Raw genomic sequence first — 18,336 nt, forward strand, 5'->3', positions numbered from 1 at the left:
ACCTCAAAAGTCAGCCGCCCTTCCCTTCATTTTCATGGCAGGGCTTGCGGCTGGAGAGCCATGGAGGTTTTGTGTGTGTCGTGTGACCGTCTTTCGTCTGTCTCCTTTTTAATGTACATTTCCTCTGTTGTCTATCTGTTCTGCCTGTACTTCTTGCGTTTCCACCGCTTCGTCCACCCTGCAATCCCCACAAATCCAATGCTTGCCGATTTCCTGCCCCTGACTGGTTTTTCCACAGGTTTCACATGTAATCATTTTCATTCCTCCTGAGGATGAGTTTGAGGTACTTACATTTTAATGCAGATTGGATAAAATTGAAACATCCTTGTAGCTAATACGTATGAAACTGGTGTAAAAAGATGTAAGAAGGAGGTCAAGCGAATGAACCCGAAACCGGCTTGTATCATTATACACGGAAGTACGTTTTTTGCGCCCGTGCTCGTACCGCTGGTGTTTTATTTTCTGTCCGATCATCCATATGTAAAAGAGAAAGCAATGGAGGCATTGCTGTTTCACATTATGATGGGGGCGGTAATCGCGATTTCGTCATTTTTGATGATTGTGCTCATCGGATTTATCCTTGTACCGATTTTCTCCATTATTGCGATTTACTATCCAATCAAAGGAATCATCCGGGCGCTGGCGGAGAAACCGTTTCACTATCCGATCGTGCACAGCTGGGTACGTTAAGAGAGGACGAAAACGTCTAGATATAACGCGTTTCGCTTATGCGGCCATCTTTTCCTGATAACGATGGGGAAAAGATGGCCCTGTTTTTTGGATCAAGTGAATCGTATCGATCTTCTGGCGCTGGCATCCCGCCCCCTGAGACGCGATGCCGGTGTCTATCATCAACGGAACCGCGATGGAATAGTTATTTTTGTCATGGCCGCTTCTATTTTCTCTATTTGTGCATATAGATATAAAGGTGTGAATGAAGAAGTGGAGGGGATTGCCATGTACCTGGGTGTGTTTGACATGAAGGAAAGGCTTGAACAAATGCGTAAACTGTTAAAGGAGAAAAGACGTCTCAAAGAATTGCTTGAGCAAGACATCGAAGATATTGAACGCGACATTGTCATGATTGAGAACCAACTTGAGGCCGCAGAACGCAGCTTTTTCGTATAACCGCATGAATGGGCATTTGCCCCTCTTCCTTCCTGCCCGCCTGCTGCGTACGATATAAAAGAAGCACGCAAGCAAAGAAGGTGAAGCGATGACCAAGAAAGAGTTAAAACGGTTTGCGAGGCAACACCCGGAGTTTGCGACGTGGGCGAGGTCACAACGTCAGAAAGTACGGAATCTGGCCCGGCAGCGCAATTACGAGCTGATTGTGCAGGAATGGGAGAAGAGCAAGCAGCCAAAGCCGGTCCAGCGTAAAGTTATGGCGCATCAAATCGCCGAATCCATGCGGGATGTGCAGAATTTCATGCAGAATGTGGAGAGCGTCTTCGGCAAAATCAAAGCCTTGCACGGATATACGAGAAACCTCAAAAGGTAGTCTTTTGGGGTTTTTTTTGTTGAGTACGCCATGTCCTGAAATTGTTGCTTGATTTTTCTCTAAAATCGTTTAAAATGAACATGGATTCACGGAAAAATACTGTTTATAACGTAAAAACGAAACTCTTTTTTACTATTGTCGTAGAATCTAAAGGGCTAGACAGTAGCAACGATACGGAAGAAGAAGGGGAGATAGCAGGGTGAAAGCAGCTGAATGGTCGGTGAAAAAGCCGGTCACCATTGTAATGCTGATCGTGGCGGTTGTCCTATTTGGTATCATTTCGCTGCCGAAGTTGAAAGTGGATTTATATCCAGAACTCAATATTCCGGTAGCGGTTGTCGTGACCAGCTATGAAGGAGCCGCGCCGGAGGAGGTGGAAAACCTCATCTCAAAGCCGCTTGAGGGTGCGATCGGAACGGTTAGTAATATTAAAACCATTAGTTCGGTTTCCATTAACGGAGCTTCACAGGTAATTGCCCAATTCAATTGGGGTACTGATATGGATCAGGCGGCACTGGACATGCGGGAGAAAGTAGACTTGGTGCGCAACAGTCTGCCGGACAACGCAGGTTCGCCTCGGGTTATGAAGTTTGACCCGAATAGTATGCCGATACTGTCACTGGCCGTATCAGGTCCGATGGATGTCGTCGAGTTAAACAAGATTGCTGAAGATATCATACAGCCGCGTATTGAGCGGGTGGACGGTGTCGCCTCTCTTGGAATTTCCGGCGGAAAAACGCGTGAAATTCAACTAACAATAAATCCGGATGCCCTCAATACATACGGATTGACGATAGAACAAATTACACAGAGCCTGAATGCGCGCAACCTGGCGGGTACGGCGGGAAGTGTGACGGAAGGCGATCGTAATATCAGTATTAAAGTTACAGGAGAATTCGACAGTCCGCAGGATATCGGTGCCACACCGGTTGCGCTGCCGCAGGGCGGAACGATTCAATTGGCGGACTTGCTTACGGTAACGGACGGATATAAGAAAATTACCCAGAAAGCAACCGTGAACAATCAACCCAGCCTTGGTCTGGAAGTTACCAAAGCCTCGGGCGCCAATACGGTAGAGGTGGCCGATGCCGTGAAGGCGGAACTGGAAGAGATTAAGCCCCTATTGCCGCAGGGCGTGAAGATTTCTACGATTATGGATACCTCCATCTTCGTAAAAGATTCTATCTTTACGGTTGCAGAGCACGCCATTGTTGGTGGCCTTTTTGCCGTCATTATTTTATATCTGTTCCTGCATAGCTTTCGAGCTATGTTGGTTGTCGCTATTGTCATTCCGATTTCTGTAATCGCTACGTTTGCGCTTATGTATTTTGGCGGACAGACGATTAACTTAATCTCGCTGGCCGGTTTAACGCTGGGGCTTGGTTCACTGGTGGACTTTGCCGTTGTAGTATTGGAAAGCATTTATCGAAAACGGCAGGCCGGACACGATATTACAGTGGCCTCCATCGTAGGAACGAAAGAAGTGGGCACTGCCGTTATGGCATCAGCGTTAGCGCAAATCTGCGTATTCCTGCCGATTGTATTCGTAGAAGGTCTGGCGGCGCAACTGTTCGGACCGCTGGCGCTTACTGTGGTATTCTCGCACATTGCTGCGCTGCTTGCATCGATTACACTGGTGCCAATGATGTCTTCGAAGCTGTTGAAAGAGCCTCCGCATGAGGTGGAAGACTATCTGCGCTCTAAGAAAAAGACGCCGATGGTGCTGTTCCAAAAAGGCTTTCACCGCGTCAGTGAAGGGTATGGACGTCTGATTCGCTGGGCGCTTACCCACCGCAAAACCGTCATTGTATCAACGCTTGCCGCCATGGTGGTCACAATCGGCGTATTTGTATCCCCGCTCATTGGCAAAGAATTCATTAGCACGTTTGATCAGGGTCAAATATCGGTCAACATAGAGCTTCCTGCAGGCTCTAAACTGGAAGAAACAGAGAAAATTGTCCAGCAAGTAGAAGCGTTTGTAAAACAGGTCCCGGAGAAGGATATTATCTATACGTCCATAGGACGCGCCGGTGGAGCTGCGATTGTCCAGACGGAACTAACTCATATGGCATCTGTCCAATTAAAGCTGGTGCCGAAAGAGGAGCGGGAACGCTCAACAGAGCAAGTAGTAGAGGAGCTCCGAGCAAAAGTGAGCGGTATTGCCGGAGCGGATATCGTAGTAGATATTTCTGATACCAGCGGTGCTCCTGCGGGATCGCCCATTGATATTGCGATTCGCGGCGATGATATGAATGTGCTGGCCGACATTAGCGAGACCATTAAAACTATGGTGAAAGAAGTGGAAGGCACTCGCAATGTTGTCTCTTCGCTTGAAGATGGAGTGGAGCAGTTCCAGTTGAAAGTCGATAGCAACATGGCCGCACAGTATGGGATTACCACCAATCAGGTTATCTCTGCGGTACGCACAGCCTTTGATGGTCAAATTGCAACCCGTTTCCGCACGGGTGACGATGAAATTGATGTGCGTGTGAAATTCCCGGACAACTTCAAATCCGAGATGAACAATATTGAGAGTTTAATGCTGTCAACACCGAGCGGGGCACAGGTAGCAGTCGGACAGGTAGCGACGATTACGAAGGAAATCACCCCGCAGCAAATCAACCGTACGAATCAGACGCGCCAGGTGAGCGTGACCGGGGATATTGTCGGCCGCCCTCTGAACGTAGTCAATCAGGAGATTAGTGCTAAGCTGGCCGAATTGAATTTGCCGGAAGGCTATTTCATTGAAACAGGCGGCCAGGCGAAAGAAATGGCTGAATCGTTCTCCAGCTTAGGTCTTGCCATTGCGCTTGCCATTGTGCTTGTGTACATGGTTATGGCAAGTCAGTTTGAGTCGCTGTTCTATCCGTTTGTTATTATGTTCTCCATTCCGCCTACGCTGATTGGGGTCGTTATCGGTCTCTTGGTTACCGGTTATCCACTTAGCGTAACGTCGTTAATGGGTTGCATTTTGCTTGTAGGAATTGTCGTAAACAACGCGATTGTATTAATTGATTATGTAAATACGCTGCGTAAGGAAGGGATGGACAGAGATGAAGCCATTAAAGTAGCCGGTCCGGTCCGTTTGCGCCCGATTTTAATGACTACGCTCACCACCGTACTTGCAATTTTGCCGCTGGCATTCGGCGGCGGGGAAGGTTCGGAAGCACAGGCGCCGCTTGCGGTCGTCGTCGCATTCGGTTTGACATTCTCTACATTAATTACCCTTGTGTTAGTTCCGGTCGTATACACGTTGTTTGATGACATGATTCAGAAGTGGAGAAAACGTCGGACAGAGCGTCGTGAGAAGAAGAGACAGCGCAGAGAGAAGGAAACAGGAGGAGAAGCAATCAATGCGTAAAATGGTAATAGGAATGACGATTGCCGGTCTGGTGGCAACCAGTGCGCTTGCAGCGGGCTGCGGCATAGGCGAAAGCAAAGAAGCGTCCGCTCCCGTCCAGGTCAAAACGGTTCCGGTGGAGGTGGCGGCCGCTTTTACCGGATCTCTGGATAAGGGCCGGACATTGACAGGTACAACGCAGGCATCGCAGCTGGTCAATGTGGTGCCGAAAGTAAGCGCGAAAGTCACGTCAATCTCCGTGAAAGTCGGACAAAAAGTACGTGCGGGTGATGTGTTGTTCCGTCTTGACGATAAAGATCTGCGCAATGCGGTAGATCAGGCACAGCAGAGCGTGGCGCTTTCCCGCGCATCGCTTGCTCAGACCCAGGCACAGACAAGAAATGGCGTCGATTCGGCACAGGCGGGAGTGAACCAGGCGAGCAGCGGACTTTCACAGGCAAATAGCGCTTATGAACAGGCCATAAACGGTATTTCCAATGCACGCAATGGTTTAGAACAGGCCAGTGCGCAAATGGAGCGCGCCCAGCAGGCATATAACGATGCTAAAACGAACGCTGACCGCATGCAGATGCTGTTTAATCAGGGGGCAGTAACAAAGCAACAGCTTGAACAGGCACAAACGCAGCTCAAGAATGCGCAAATCGCCATTCAGGAAGCGCAAATCGGCCTGAAAAACGCCAGCGTCGCGTTGAAAAATGCGGAAGCAGCCAAGAAAAGTGCGGAAGAGTCACGTAAAAACGCGCAGGCATCACTTGCCACCGCCAAGAAGCAGGTCAGCAACGCTGCCGGTGGAGAAGGCGTAGAAGTGGCCCGCCAGCAGCTTGCCCAGGCGGAGCTGAATCTTCGAATTGCGCGTGATAACTTAAATAACGCGGTTGTTACCGCGCCGATTTCCGGTACGATTGGGGCGATAAACGGAGAGGTAGGCGACTTCTCCTCACCGCAAAGTCCGTTTATCGTTCTGGCGAACCTGGACCCGATGAAAGTGGTGGTTAACACGCCGGAGAACTTAATCGGTCTGTTCGGTATGAATCAGTCGGTCGGTATCTCCATTCCTTCACTGAAGCTGAATACGAACGGAAAAGTGACAAGTATCAGTCCGCTTAACCAGCAGTCAAAAGGCTATCCGGTTACGGTGGAAGTACCGAATCCGGACGGCAAGATTAAAGCTGGCATGGCGATTCAGGTGAATGTGGCTTCTCCGACCGCTAAGAAGGGGATTGTGATTCCGACAAGCGCAATTTTGACGGAAGAAAATAAGCCGTACGTGTATGTGGCTCAAGGAGATAAGCCGGTGCGCAAGGCCATTACCATCATTGAGCAGAACAGCGACAATACGCTTGTAGCCGGCCTGAAGGAAGGCGAAAAAGTAATCGTCAAAGGGCAAACGCTTCTTGATGACAATGTGAAAATTTCGGTAAAGAAATAAAAACGCCGTTCTTCTGTTTAGAATCGGCCGCTCCTGTCCATCCTGTGAAAAAAGGCTCTATACAGGAGGACAGGAACTATGAAAAAAGCGTTTGGGTACGCGCTGATACTGCTTGCCGCGACAGGGCTTACGGGCTGTCAGGAGCAGGAGCCGCTGCCGGATGAAACGGCGAAAAGTCAGGAAGTGCTCGCGCAGTCGCCTGCGCTTGCCGTTTCGCATTCGATCGAGGGCAATACCGTGTATTTGACCTTTCTGACGCGGAATTTTATGTATGCACCGGCCGGTGAGCCGCAGATGAAACCGGGTGAAGGGCATGTGCATGTGTGGGTGGACAACAAACTAACCCGGGTCTATGCCAATACGTTCAAAGTGTCTAATTTAAAGCCCGGTCCACATACATTTTCGGTTGAATTGGTGCGAAACAATCATAAGCCATATGCGAATACAAAAATTACATTTACGATTCAAATTAAATAATTCGTATTAATTTATGGATAGGAGAATGCCTTAAAAATAAGCCATTCTCTTTTTTTTGAAAAAATAGTTTAAATATATAAAATATATTGACTATTAAAATGATGCTAAGGTATGATAGAGGAAATCAAAATGCTGTAGATATGGAGTCGCTTATGGATCGCACAGGAAAACTGTTGGGAGATTTAAAGCAGGCTTTGAGCCGCGAGTACAACCATGTGAATAAATCCTTGTTCGACGTGGGGGTACGCAAGCAGCAGGTTGATATAATCGGCAATAAAATCATGTTTATTACGCTCCATAAGCGTGTACATGCAATGCGGACGATCGACGGAAAGAATCGTGGGTTAACCAGAACGATGGACGTTATGCTTATCGATGAGTTCAAAGAACATCTTCGTGAGCATTTCACCAAGACGTTCGGTTTTTCGATTGTATCGATTCTCAAAGATTACGACCCGCAGAAGGAGCTTGCGGCGACGGTCATTATCCTCGATGATGACGTAGAACGCTATCTGCATCCACGCCAATCGAATATCGATAGACGGGCCGAATGAACTCAGGGAATGAGAGCAGGACAGCCGTCAGTATTTTTACGCACAGGACACAAGTGCGGATATACTGGCGGCTGTTTTTTATTTGCTACACATAACGAGGAGGCGAGGAAATGGCGACAGTACGAGACGTAGTGAAAGCATTGGATGATATCACCGGAGGACGGGTTCTATGCCGGCCTGAGGATGTAACGCTTGGCAGGCATCCGTTTATGATTATGAAATCATCCGGTATTCCTGGTAAGGAAGTAATTGAGACACCCGGGCTGGTATACGGGGACCCGAACTGGCCGGTGAGGAAGGTAGCAGTAGCGATGACGCTATCCGAACAGGACATTGAGCTGGCACAGGCCACCGGTGTCGATGCAATTATCGCCCACCATCCGATTGCGGATGCAGCCAGCTCAGGAGGGGTTACACTCAAGCACTACCTGGATTTATACGGAATTGCGGTACTGGAACTACATGAGGCGTTCCATGGTCTGCATCCCGGTATTCCCGCACTGCACGGTCATGAAGTGTATTACGTGAACACGCATTTTGGCGGGTTGGAAGGTAACGTGCTGTATACGGGTATGGCTTTACCCGGAATAAAGACGTTAGGAGACATTATTGTACGGCTGTCTGGATATATGGGATACGAACAAGATGACGCTCTGCTGGAAAATGAGCGAATCGTCTACGGATCGTCCCTGCTGCAGGAAAGCGGGCAGGCGACCCGGGCCAGAATCGTACTGGGTGAAAGAAGCACGCCGGTGAAGCATATTTTGCATATTTTTCCGCATACGGGATTTACCGCTGAACATCTTCGCGAGGCTGTCCGCCTGTTTCCTGATGCCGATACAGTTATTGCTTCGATCAGTCGGTTGCGTCCCGGACATCCGCTGATTCAAACCGCAAAGGAACTTGGACTGAACATGATGTTCGGTAATTCGCACGCGTTGGAGATTTTCGAGAATGGACTCCCGCTTGCCTGTGCGTTGGACAAGCTACTTTCCGATGTGGAAGTGGCCGTGTTTCGTGAACGGGTAGTGTCGATGCCCCTTCAGGCTGCGGGCTGTACAGCTATCCGCACATACGGACAGGAAATGGCGCTGTCCCATCTGGTTAGGAAAGTCCCTGTATAACCCGTATTTATTATGTTTAATCATAAGGAGGAAATCACATGTCCAAACCAGCGGAACAATTGCGTGAGATCGTCGATTTAGGAGCGGGAACTGAACGGGTAGGGAGGGCGGCAGAGCGAAAGAATAGGGTTGGTCTGGTGATGGTAGCGCTACTTGGTATTCTCTTCGTGGTGGATCCAGAGATTATCGGTAACGCCTTCACCAGCATGTTAGATAAGGTTAAGCCGATTGTGGTGGATGTGTTTCTGATGGGAAATGTCGGCGTATCGATTGTATTGAGCGTAATGATTGGACGTGCGTTGGAGCGGATGGGCTTTACGGACGCATTGGTCCGGTTATTCGTACCGCTAACCAATAGAATCAAGGTCAATCCTTCGGTCGTTATTCCAGGCGTATATAATATTTTGGGCGATATTAACGCTGCAGGACGAATTGGCGGTCCAATTCTGAAACAAGCTGGAGCAACAAGGGACGAGCAGTGTATCGCGATTGCGACCATGGTACAATCGCAGCAATCGTTCTCCTGTTTCATGCTTGGTCTAATCGCGCTTTCCATCGCGGGAATTAACGCGCTTCCTATTGTAGCACTTGCAATATTCGCGCCGCTGGTCGTCGTACCGTTCGTATTAAGCCGGACAATTTACCGGAATACACGGGCGGTGGCGCTCAAAGACCTGCCGAGTTTTACGCCGCAGACGCCGGTGTTCCAAACGATTTTTCAAGGGGCACGTGAAGGGGCGGAGCTGCTGTTCCTGCTGGTGATTCCGGCGATTGCGGTCATCTATAGCTTAATCGGACTGCTGGATTACGCAGGGGTATGGAAACCTTTCGAACAATCGTTGTCCGCTTTCCTTGGCGTTATCGGCGTACATCCGGCGACGGGAATTACGGCCATCATGGCATCTCCTACCCTTGCCATGGGCCAGCTCCAGGAAATCGCCGCAAACATTGACCCAAGACTGGTTGTCGGCGCCTTCGTACTGGCCGCATCCGGTTTGCCCCTGTCAGATGTTCTGGGACAAATTCCGGCTATTTGGTCCACCAACTCGGATCTAACGGCGAAAGAAGCACTGACAGCCGCCATTATTGGAACGATCATGCGGTTTGTAACCGTAGCCGTCATTGCGTTCGGACTTACGCCGCTGCTGGTATAACGCCGATACGCATAATCATCGGTATGCACGAAGATACTAAGCGGGCATGGGGAGCCGTTAAATGAAAGGAAGCCAGACTCAACATGAGCCTGGCTTCCTCGTGTGCGTTATCTTATCCTTTGAACATTTGTGTAAACATCTTGCCGTACGGGCCGCCATCCACGATGCCGATACCTACTTCGGTAAACGCCGGGTTCAGGATGTTTTTGCGGTGTCCGTCAGAGTTCATGAGGGACTTATGCGCACCTTGTACGGAAGAATTACCCGCGATGTTTTCCCCTGCCGTACGGTATTGAACTCCATACTTGTTCATCATGTCGAACGGAGAGCCGTATGTCGGGGATTGATGGCTGAAATAGTTTTTATCAATCATGTCTTTTGACTTCATACGAGCAAGCTTTTGCAGTTCCATGTTAATCTTCAGCGGAGCCAGTCCTTGCTTCGCGCGTTCCTGATTGACAAGGTCAAGCATCTGTTTTTCATCGGCAGTCAGGCCCTGTGTTGCGGATTGGCCATCTACAGGTGCTTGAGCTTGAGTAGGAGCGTTTGTTTGTGCGGGTTTCGCTGCAGGTTGTGTCTGCTGCCCTACCGCAGGTTTTTGTACTTGTTGAAAGTTCGGTTGAATTCCCGCTTTCAGACATTGCTGCTTAAGCTGCTCGAAACTTGGCTTCACGCCTGCTTGCTGACACTGCTTCAGGTACTGGTCTACTAATTTTTGCAGATTGAATGGTGTTATGCCGCCGTTTTGCGTGATGGGCTTAACAATCACCGGCGTCGGACATTCATTCGCTGCTTGTGTTACTGAGAAGCTTGCTCCCAGCAAGGATGTGCATAGTACGGATGCTGCGATAATCTTTTTCATGTCATCACTCCTATTGTCTTGTAATCTAGCAAATTGCCGTGACCTCATTCATCGTAACATAGAATTCTGGGGAAAAGACCTGGTAATGTTTTCATACGGTGATGTTTTGTCGGCGGACTTTTGCGGTACGAAGGAAAAGAGAGAAGAGAACGAGGAGATGATTTTAATGGGAAAAAGGCGAACGCCTTTTTCTTACATGGATCTTTTTTCCTCTTTCTCTCCTTCTTTCCTCACAGTTTTCATAGAAAAAGGACAGACATATTTTTGCTCCTTCCTTCGTATCTCGACTCCTATTTCCAGGCTTCGTCACATACAGTAATAAAAACGCAAAACGAAACGCTGGAGCGATTCGGGGTGAGAGAATGAAGTCGACGGGTCAGACTACCACCGGCAACCAGATTAAAGTGGTGTTTCGCAATGACAATCCAAGGCCTGCGAGCCGTGAACAAATCATCAGTTCGCGCATGGAGAAGTCGCTTGAAAGAGAATCCGGCGCGCTAAAGGAACTGGAAAGCCTGGTCGGGCTGGATGAAGTTAAGAAGCTGGTGTACGAAATCTACGCGTTTTTAACCATTCGTAAGCTGCGGGAAGAACAGGGCCTGTATAACGCGCCGCATATGTTTCATATGGTATTTCGCGGCAATCCGGGCACAGGAAAGACGACGGTGGCCCGAATTCTCGGTAAGCTGTTTAAGGACATGGGGGTGCTTGAGAAAGGGCACCTTGTGGAAGTAGAGCGGGCGGATTTGGTCGGGGAATACATCGGGCATACCGCTTCACGAACGCGGGACATTATCAAGAAAGCGCTGGGAGGCGTTTTATTTATTGATGAAGCGTATTCGCTTGTTCGGGGCGGGGAAAAAGATTTCGGCAAGGAATGTATCGACACGCTCATTAAGAGTCTGGAAGACGACCGTAAACAACTTATTGTCATTTTAGCCGGCTATAATGAAGAGATGGATTCGTTTCTCGCATCCAATCCCGGTCTGCCGTCCCGTTTCCCGATTAAGCTCGATTTTCCCGATTATACGACCCAACAACTGCTTGATATTGCGGATGCGATGTGTAAGGAACAAGCGTACTATTTATCATCGGGAGCCCGCTTTCTGGTTCGCAGACAGTTAACGAGCGAACAGGAGAGGGGCACAGAGCATTTCAGCAACGCCCGCTTCGTGCGGAACATGATCGAGAAAGCGATTCGCCAGCAGGCCATTCGCATTGTCACTGACCATGTAGCGCATGAGGTAAACCGGGATATGTTGATGGAGTTAAGAGCGGAAGATTTTGAGAAAGAATAAATAAGAACTTCAAAAGACACTGTTCTCCTATACTGGAGCAGGAGAAAATGCGGGAAGCCATGTGGGGGTGTTGTGCGAGATGAAAGGGTGATATTCCCTCCATTGTTAATCGAGGAAAAACGTGCGGGGCGTGTGCTGGCTGTTGCTTTTTCCGTGTGGAGCGTGTGGCCTGAAGGGAGGGAAAAGACCGGCAATGGTCTCCCTTCCCATTTTTGAAACACACGGTGGCCCTTTCGTTATTGATTTAGCTTTTTCACCAACAACTCTACCTTCTGTTCAGCCTGTTGCGCCCGCTTTATGCCTTCCATAACCTTGGCAGGTTCGGCGTTTTTCATTCCCTCCAATTGCAACGTCAATCCCTCCCGGTACACCATAAGGATGGACTCATACTCGTTTTTTTGTTTCTGGAGATCGGCATTATCGGGATGAAAGTCATTATGCATTGTGTTCCATAAGTAAAGCATCTCCTGCCGCGCCGTGTTGATGCTTTCTTGCGCTTCGATGAATTCGTCGTTGTGCTGCATTTCTGTAAGTATTGCCTGCAGTTCTCTGGCAATTGTTTGCGCCTGGGTTACGGATGCTTTGAAAGCCTGGAGAAAGGCTTTGTCATTGGAACTTAACGATGAGGAAGATAAGGAAGACGGGGATGCGTCTGCGGAAAATCCCGGCTTTTCCCCATTTACGTTTTGTATTTCCGCAGTTGTTGCTATTTCGCTTGTTTTCTTTATGGCGCATCCGGCAGAAAGAACAGAAAGCAGGAGTAAAGCCACCGCTATTCTTTTTCTCTTGCTTGACATACGGGTCACCTCCTGCTTTCAGTATATGAGCTTGTCCGAGAAAGCATGAAAAACATAAGTAATCTTCGTAATTTTTTTTGCAACTATTGTCTGCTATTATTCGTATATATAGGTATAAAATTCCAAGCAAAAAGGAGAGGAAGGGGGATGTTGGAGCTCTATTGGGCATGTTTTATCATTGGAGTGGTCTTTGCGCTTGTTACGATTCTAGCAGGTGACATAATTGACAATGCGCTGGATGGGCTGCTCGACTTTCTGCATCTGGACGGCGTACATACGCTGCGTCCGCTGGTAGTCATCGGTGGATTGGCCGGATTTGGCGGTACCGGTATCGTATTAACCCAGCTTCTATTGGTGAGGCAAATGGTCATCCTTGGTGTTTCGCTTGTGCTCGGGATTCTTCTTGCGGCTCTTATGTATGTTATCTTTGTCAGGCCGATGCGAAATGCGGAAAGTACGACCGGATTTTCTCTACGGGAGTTAAACGGACGCTTAGGAGAAGTCATTACGACGATCCCGGGCCAGGGCTGTGGCGAGGTGCTGCTGAAAGTTGGGACAGGACATACAAACCAGATTGCTGAAAGTGTTACACACAAAGAAATTCCAAGCGGGACACGGGTTGTGGTCATCGATGTAGGAAAAGACGGTACCCTGTACGTGTCTCCGTTTGAAGAAAACTAGCACAAGGGGAGGGCCTCTGATGTTGTTCGGTTTTGGTGTTTTATTTGTTCCGATTGTAGTTGTCGCGGTTTTGCTGCTGCTCGGCCTGGCGTTCTGGGCCCGGTATAAAACGGTAGGGCCGGATGAAGCGATGATTGTGACCGGCTCGTTTCTTGGCAGCAAAAATGTCGTCACCGACGATTCCGGCCGCAGCATTAAGATTGTTCGCGGCGGCGGGGCGTTCATCCTGCCGATTTTTCAGAATGCTGAATTTATTTCTTTACTGTCGCACAAACTTGATATCTCCACTCCCGAAGTGTATACCGAGCAGGGCGTGCCTGTCATGGCAGATGGGGTGGCCATTATTAAAATCGGTAGCTCGATTGAAGACGTATCGACCGCAGCCGAGCAATTCATGGGCAAACCGATTGAAGCGCTCAAAAGCGAGGCGCAGGAGGTGCTAGAAGGTCATCTGCGGGCCATTTTAGGCTCCATGACCGTGGAAGAAGTGTACCGCAACCGGGACCGTTTCGCACAGGAAGTGCAGGGGGTAGCGGCGAAAGATTTAAAGAAGATGGGCTTGCAGATTGTCTCGTTTACGATTAAAGACGTACGGGATAAACATGGTTATCTGGACGCGTTGGGACGTCCGCGCATCGCAATGGTCAAACGTGACGCCGATATCGCGGAAGCGGAAGCGGTGCGTGATGCTCGGATTAAAAAGGCGCTGGCAGAAGAAGAAGGGCAGAAGGCGGAACTGCTGCGCGATACGAATATTGCGGAAGCGACCAAGGCAAAAGAGTTGAAAGTCGCCTCCTTCAAAAAAGAGCAGGATATGGCCCGTGCCGAAGCCGATCAGGCGTATTTCATTCAGGAGGCGCGTTCGAAGCAATCGGTAGTGGAAGAGCAGATGAAGGTCGAGCTGGTCCGCAAAGAGCGCGAGATTGATCTAGAAGAAAAAGAAATTCTGCGCCGCGAGAAACAATATGACGCGGAAGTGAAGAAAAAAGCGGATGCCGACCGCTATGCGGTGGAGCAGGCTGCGGAGGCGGAAAAAGCGAAACGGATGCGGGAAGCGGATGCCCACAAGTACCGGATCGAGACGGAAGCGAAAGCGATGGCGGAACAGAAGCGCCTGGACGGCCTGGCCATTGCCGAAGCGGAGCGCGCCAAGGGTGCAGCCGAAGCGGAAGTCATACGCCTGCGCGGGTTGGCGGAAGCGGAAGCGAAAGAAAAGCTGGCCGAAGCGTTCCAGAAGTTCGGCGAGGCTGCTGTGCTTGATATTATCGTGAAGATGCTGCCGGAGCTGGCGGGCAGGATTGCCGAGCCGATGGCGAACATCGAGAAGCTGACGGTGGTAGATACCGGAAATGGGGCCGGCGCGACCCGCGTCAGCAACTATGTAACCGAGCTTATGGCAACGGCGCCGCAGATGGTAAAAGACGTCTCCGGCATCGATATCGAGCAATTGGTTGAGAATTTGACAAGGAAGAAGGAAACGGCACCGCCTTCGCTTCGTGACCTTAAAGAGGAACGAAGCTTGGATACGGGAATAGACGGAATAAGAGAATAAAGGAGAAAACGGCCATTCTCCCGGTGAAAATCCAGGAAGAGTGGCCGTTTTTGTTAGCGTGGGGGATACGTTGCCACCTGGTTAAGCGGATAGCTGTATTCGATCGGCTCATCAAATGTAACATAGTCCAGGTATACCATAAGCAGAACATACCGCCTGCCGGTTTGGGGATCGCTGATAATAATATGGTCGCGCCCTGCCGCCTCAACTACGCCGGTGAATACTTTCTTCTCTCCGCCCTCAAATGTCATATGAACTGTTGCGGTCTTTCCTCTATTTAAACGAAGAATATTTTCGATGTATGATTGTTCGGTTGGAAGCATTGCCTGCGAACCAGCTGCCCCCGGAGCTCCCGGCGTAGCCAGGGGCGTCATGGATTGGCCGCCGGCGGGAATTTGAGGAGGGGACGCTGCCCCCTGACCCTGCGGTGTACTCTGCTGCATTTGATAGCCGGGATAATAGTACTGCGGATATCCGGATGAAGTGTAGACATAAGGATTATACATTCTATTTCCTCCCTTAATACGTTTTAATATACGCGCGGGCAATCTTCCCCGCTTGGCCGGTAGAAGCAGTGCGCTTTAAACCGTCCTGCATTCCACTGGTTATACCACTGCGGGGGACAATCGCCTGGCGGCTTAAAAAACCATAGAGCGTTTGTGGCAGGGTGGAACCGTTCCCCGTTTATGTTTCTTTGCGCCAGGCGAATTTCTTGTGGCCTGGCCCGTTGATAAAAGTATCCTTTCTGTGTGGCCTCAAAGCCGCCGGGGGATTGAAATACCATCTGCTCAATTGTTCGGAGATCCTTAAAGTCAAGACAGTTGGCAATTACACGGTTCACTCCGACATTGCCCACCATCAGCATGCCCAGAACGCCTTCGCCTTCCGCCTCTGCACGTATCAGCCTTGCCAACAATTCCACATCTTTTCTAGTTGCGGGTACGACCGCCAACACTCTCACCTCCTGCTACACTACTCATCATATTAAGTGGGCTGTTTTTGGTGATTTGCCCATTGAAAAATAATTTGTAAAAGAGGGTGTACGGGAAGGAAACAGGTTACGTTTCGTCGAGCAAGCACAGGGCCGGATAAATATTTGGAAATAATTTTATAGCGTTTTTATACATATAAAGGAAAATGGTGATGAAAGGGAAAATATGAACACTAGAAAAAGACGATTTTCAATAAAAATTTTGTTGACACATACATATAAGGGGTATAGTATATAGATGAAAAGGAAGGCGGAACAAGAGACGGGGGAGGAGCTTTGATATCAGCGAATTTTTTTGTTAGGCATCTTTAATAGGAGCGCCAGGGTACAATTGCATGCGATGTAGGGGTATGCTACAGTGAAAGTAATTATGAGGGAAAACATAATTTCTTGTACAAAATATCTTTTTGATCTACATGTACTGTACGTATGTATAGTATAGGAGGCGATAACAATGTCTGAAACGAAACAAACCACGCTTCAAATCAGCGGTATGACCTGTGCCGCTTGCGCAAACCGGATTGAAAAAGGATTAAACAAGCTGGAGGGAGTAACGGAGGCGAATGTTAATTTTGCCTTGGAAACCGCACATGTTGAGTATACCCCTACCGAGCTATCTGTAGATGAGATAGTCCGCAAGGTAGAAAAACTTGGGTATCAGGCAGTGCCGAAAGACGAAAAAGCAGAAGATAGCGGGGATTATCGCCAAAAAGAAATTGCACGGCAAAAGCGAAAATTTATTCTCTCGGCCATTCTTTCACTGCCGCTGCTGTGGTCGATGGTCGGTCACTTTTCTTTTACGTCATGGATATGGATGCCCGAACTGTTCATGAATCCGTGGTTTCAGCTGGCACTTGCTACACCGGTACAATTTATTATTGGAAGCCAGTTCTACATCGGAGCGTACAAAGCGCTGCACAATAAGAGCGCTAATATGGATGTGCTGGTCGCTTTAGGAACCTCGGCCGCGTATTTCTACAGCCTGTATCTTACCATTGAGTCGATCGGACGCCCGCACCATATGGTAGAGATGTATTACGAAACGAGTGCCGTGCTCATTACGTTAATTTTATTGGGTAAGCTGTTTGAGGCGCTGGCGAAAGGGCGTACCTCGGAAGCCATCAAAACGCTCATGGGCCTGCAGGCGAAAACGGCCCTGGTCATTCGGGACGGTCAGGAAATGACGATTCCCGTGGAAGAAGTCGCGGTAGGCGATACGATTGTGGTTCGCCCCGGAGAGAAAATTCCAGTGGATGGTGAAGTAATTGAAGGTCAATCATCTGTTGATGAGTCGATGCTCACGGGAGAGAGCATTCCAGTAGAGAAACAGGCGGGCGCGCATGTGTTTGGTGCTACGATTAACAAAAACGGTATTTTAAAATTAAAGGCAACCAAGATCGGTAAAGAAACAGCGCTGGCCCAGATTATTAAAGTCGTGGAAGAAGCACAGGGATCAAAAGCGCCGATTCAGCGGATTGCAGACAAAATCTCAGGCATTTTTGTTCCGATTGTCGTCGGCATCGCCGTCCTTGTCTTCCTTGTCTGGTACATCTGGGTAACGCCGGGCGATTTTGCGAATGCACTGGAAAAACTCATTGCCGTGCTGGTCATCGCATGCCCGTGCGCCCTCGGTTTGGCTACGCCCACTTCGATTATGGCCGGATCAGGACGGGCGGCGGAAGCAGGGGTTTTGTTTAAAGGCGGAGAGCACTTAGAGACTACGCAGCAAATCGATACGGTTGTGCTGGATAAGACGGGAACCGTAACAAAAGGAAAGCCGGAATTGACGGATGTTATCATGGAAGGGATAAAGGAAGAGGAATTCCTGCGTCTGGTGGGTAGCGCTGAGAAAAATTCGGAGCATCCGCTTGCCGAGGCTATCGTAGCCGGCATTATAGAAAAAGGAATTTCGCTTGCTTCAACAGATGAGTTTGAAGCAATACCGGGGTATGGCATTCGTGCTGTGGTAGAAGGACGAACGGTCCTGATCGGTACACGCAAGCTAATGGCCCGTTATGAGGTTGCCGCAGAACAGGCATTTGACTCGATGAACGATTTGGAGAGCAAAGGAAAAACAGCCATGGTCGTCGCTGTGGATGGACGCTACGCAGGGATTGTAGCGGTAGCCGATACGATTAAAGAAACATCAAAAGAGGCGATTGCCCGCCTCAAACAAATGGGCATTGAAGTCATTATGATTACCGGTGACAATCAGCGTACAGCCGAAGCGATTGCCGCTGAAACAGGCATCGATCGCGTACTGGCGGAAATACTGCCCGAAGGAAAAGCGGAAGAAGTGAAGAAGCTTCAAAATCAGGGTAAGAAAGTTGCCATGGTAGGAGACGGAATCAACGATGCTCCGGCGCTGGCTATGGCCGATATCGGTATCGCGATGGGCACAGGCACGGATGTGGCCATGGAAGCAGGAGATATTACATTGATGCGAGGCGATTTGAACAGCATTGCCGATGCCATCCACATGAGCCGTAAGACGATGACAAATATTAAGCAGAATTTGTTCTGGGCACTGGCATATAACTCGCTCGGCATTCCGG

The 18,336-nt window shown here is 49.2% G+C and carries 18 protein-coding genes; 13 read left to right on the top strand and 5 right to left on the bottom strand.

Annotation, left to right across the window (positions count from 1 at the left end; genetic code table 11):
* Nucleotides 1-108: 108 nt before the first annotated feature.
* Entirely contained in the window at nt 109-255 is a 147-nt protein-coding gene (locus B2899_RS06930; RefSeq protein ID WP_170230245.1) for a hypothetical protein, read from the bottom strand.
* A gap of 126 nt (nt 256-381) precedes the next feature.
* Here B2899_RS06930 and B2899_RS06935 point away from each other — a divergent pair, with 126 nt between their 5' ends.
* The 9 genes from B2899_RS06935 (at nt 382) to B2899_RS06975 (ending at nt 9,600) form a co-directional block, all read left to right on the top strand.
* Nucleotides 382-690, top strand: coding sequence for a DUF4870 domain-containing protein (locus B2899_RS06935; RefSeq protein WP_146810130.1), 309 nt, complete (start codon nt 382-384; stop codon nt 688-690).
* Nucleotides 691-777: 87 nt separating this feature from the next.
* Entirely contained in the window at nt 778-1,128 is a 351-nt protein-coding gene (locus B2899_RS06940) for a hypothetical protein (RefSeq protein ID WP_146810129.1), read from the top strand.
* 88 nt (nt 1,129-1,216) lie between these two features.
* Nucleotides 1,217-1,501 (top strand): hypothetical protein, encoded by a 285-nt coding sequence (locus B2899_RS06945; protein WP_146810128.1) that lies wholly within the window; start codon nt 1,217-1,219, stop codon nt 1,499-1,501.
* 199 nt (nt 1,502-1,700) lie between these two features.
* Nucleotides 1,701-4,862 carry an efflux RND transporter permease subunit gene (locus B2899_RS06950; RefSeq protein WP_286884634.1) on the top strand — a complete coding sequence of 1,054 codons (3,162 nt, stop codon included), beginning with the start codon at nt 1,701-1,703 and terminating at the stop codon, nt 4,860-4,862.
* Complete coding sequence (locus B2899_RS06955; RefSeq protein WP_146810126.1) at nt 4,855-6,291, top strand: efflux RND transporter periplasmic adaptor subunit; 1,437 nt, start codon at nt 4,855-4,857, stop codon at nt 6,289-6,291. Before B2899_RS06950 ends, B2899_RS06955 begins: the two co-directional genes overlap by 8 nt.
* 78 nt (nt 6,292-6,369) lie before the next feature.
* A complete protein-coding gene (locus B2899_RS06960; protein ID WP_146810125.1) occupies nt 6,370-6,768 on the top strand; it encodes a DUF6130 family protein in 399 nt (132 codons plus the stop codon).
* A gap of 152 nt (nt 6,769-6,920) precedes the next feature.
* Nucleotides 6,921-7,322 (top strand): Na-translocating system protein MpsC family protein, encoded by a 402-nt coding sequence (locus tag B2899_RS06965; RefSeq protein WP_170230244.1) that lies wholly within the window; start codon nt 6,921-6,923, stop codon nt 7,320-7,322.
* Nucleotides 7,323-7,432: 110 nt separating this feature from the next.
* Entirely contained in the window at nt 7,433-8,446 is a 1,014-nt protein-coding gene (locus tag B2899_RS06970) for a Nif3-like dinuclear metal center hexameric protein (protein ID WP_146810123.1), read from the top strand.
* Nucleotides 8,447-8,484: 38 nt separating this feature from the next.
* Entirely contained in the window at nt 8,485-9,600 is a 1,116-nt protein-coding gene (locus B2899_RS06975) for a hypothetical protein (protein ID WP_218029553.1), read from the top strand.
* A 112-nt stretch (nt 9,601-9,712) separates the two neighbouring features.
* On the opposite strand, the gene B2899_RS06980 is transcribed toward B2899_RS06975, so the two are convergent.
* A complete protein-coding gene (locus B2899_RS06980) occupies nt 9,713-10,462 on the bottom strand; it encodes a CAP domain-containing protein (RefSeq protein ID WP_286884638.1) in 750 nt (249 codons plus the stop codon).
* Nucleotides 10,463-10,824: 362 nt separating this feature from the next.
* On the opposite strand from B2899_RS06980, the gene B2899_RS06985 reads away from it, so the two are divergent.
* The gene (locus tag B2899_RS06985) at nt 10,825-11,760 is read left to right on the top strand and encodes an AAA family ATPase (protein ID WP_146810121.1); all 936 of its coding nucleotides are present in this window, start codon (nt 10,825-10,827) and stop codon (nt 11,758-11,760) included.
* A 236-nt stretch (nt 11,761-11,996) separates the two neighbouring features.
* Here the strand turns inward: B2899_RS06985 and B2899_RS06990 are convergent, their stop codons facing one another.
* Complete coding sequence (locus B2899_RS06990) at nt 11,997-12,557, bottom strand: hypothetical protein (protein ID WP_286884641.1); 561 nt, start codon at nt 12,555-12,557, stop codon at nt 11,997-11,999.
* 147 nt (nt 12,558-12,704) lie between these two features.
* Here B2899_RS06990 and B2899_RS06995 point away from each other — a divergent pair, with 147 nt between their 5' ends.
* A complete protein-coding gene (locus tag B2899_RS06995) occupies nt 12,705-13,238 on the top strand; it encodes a protease (protein ID WP_286884643.1) in 534 nt (177 codons plus the stop codon).
* A gap of 19 nt (nt 13,239-13,257) precedes the next feature.
* Nucleotides 13,258-14,790: a flotillin family protein gene (locus B2899_RS07000; RefSeq protein WP_146810118.1), complete on the top strand. Its 1,533-nt coding sequence runs from the start codon at nt 13,258-13,260 to the stop codon at nt 14,788-14,790.
* Between the two features lie 53 nt (nt 14,791-14,843).
* Here B2899_RS07000 and gerQ read toward each other — a convergent pair whose 3' ends face one another.
* Nucleotides 14,844-15,296, bottom strand: a complete 453-nt coding sequence (gerQ, locus tag B2899_RS07005; protein WP_146810117.1) for a spore coat protein GerQ — start codon at nt 15,294-15,296, stop codon at nt 14,844-14,846.
* 23 nt (nt 15,297-15,319) lie between these two features.
* Nucleotides 15,320-15,742, bottom strand: a complete 423-nt coding sequence (locus B2899_RS07010; protein ID WP_146810116.1) for a cell wall hydrolase — start codon at nt 15,740-15,742, stop codon at nt 15,320-15,322.
* Between the two features lie 493 nt (nt 15,743-16,235).
* On the opposite strand from B2899_RS07010, the gene B2899_RS07015 reads away from it, so the two are divergent.
* A partial coding sequence (locus B2899_RS07015) for a heavy metal translocating P-type ATPase (protein WP_286884649.1) occupies nt 16,236-18,336 on the top strand: 2,101 nt, incomplete at its 3' end.

It is taken from the genome of Aneurinibacillus sp. UBA3580 (assembly GCF_002375825.1).
GTDB classification, from domain to species: domain Bacteria; phylum Bacillota; class Bacilli; order Aneurinibacillales; family Aneurinibacillaceae; genus Aneurinibacillus; species Aneurinibacillus danicus.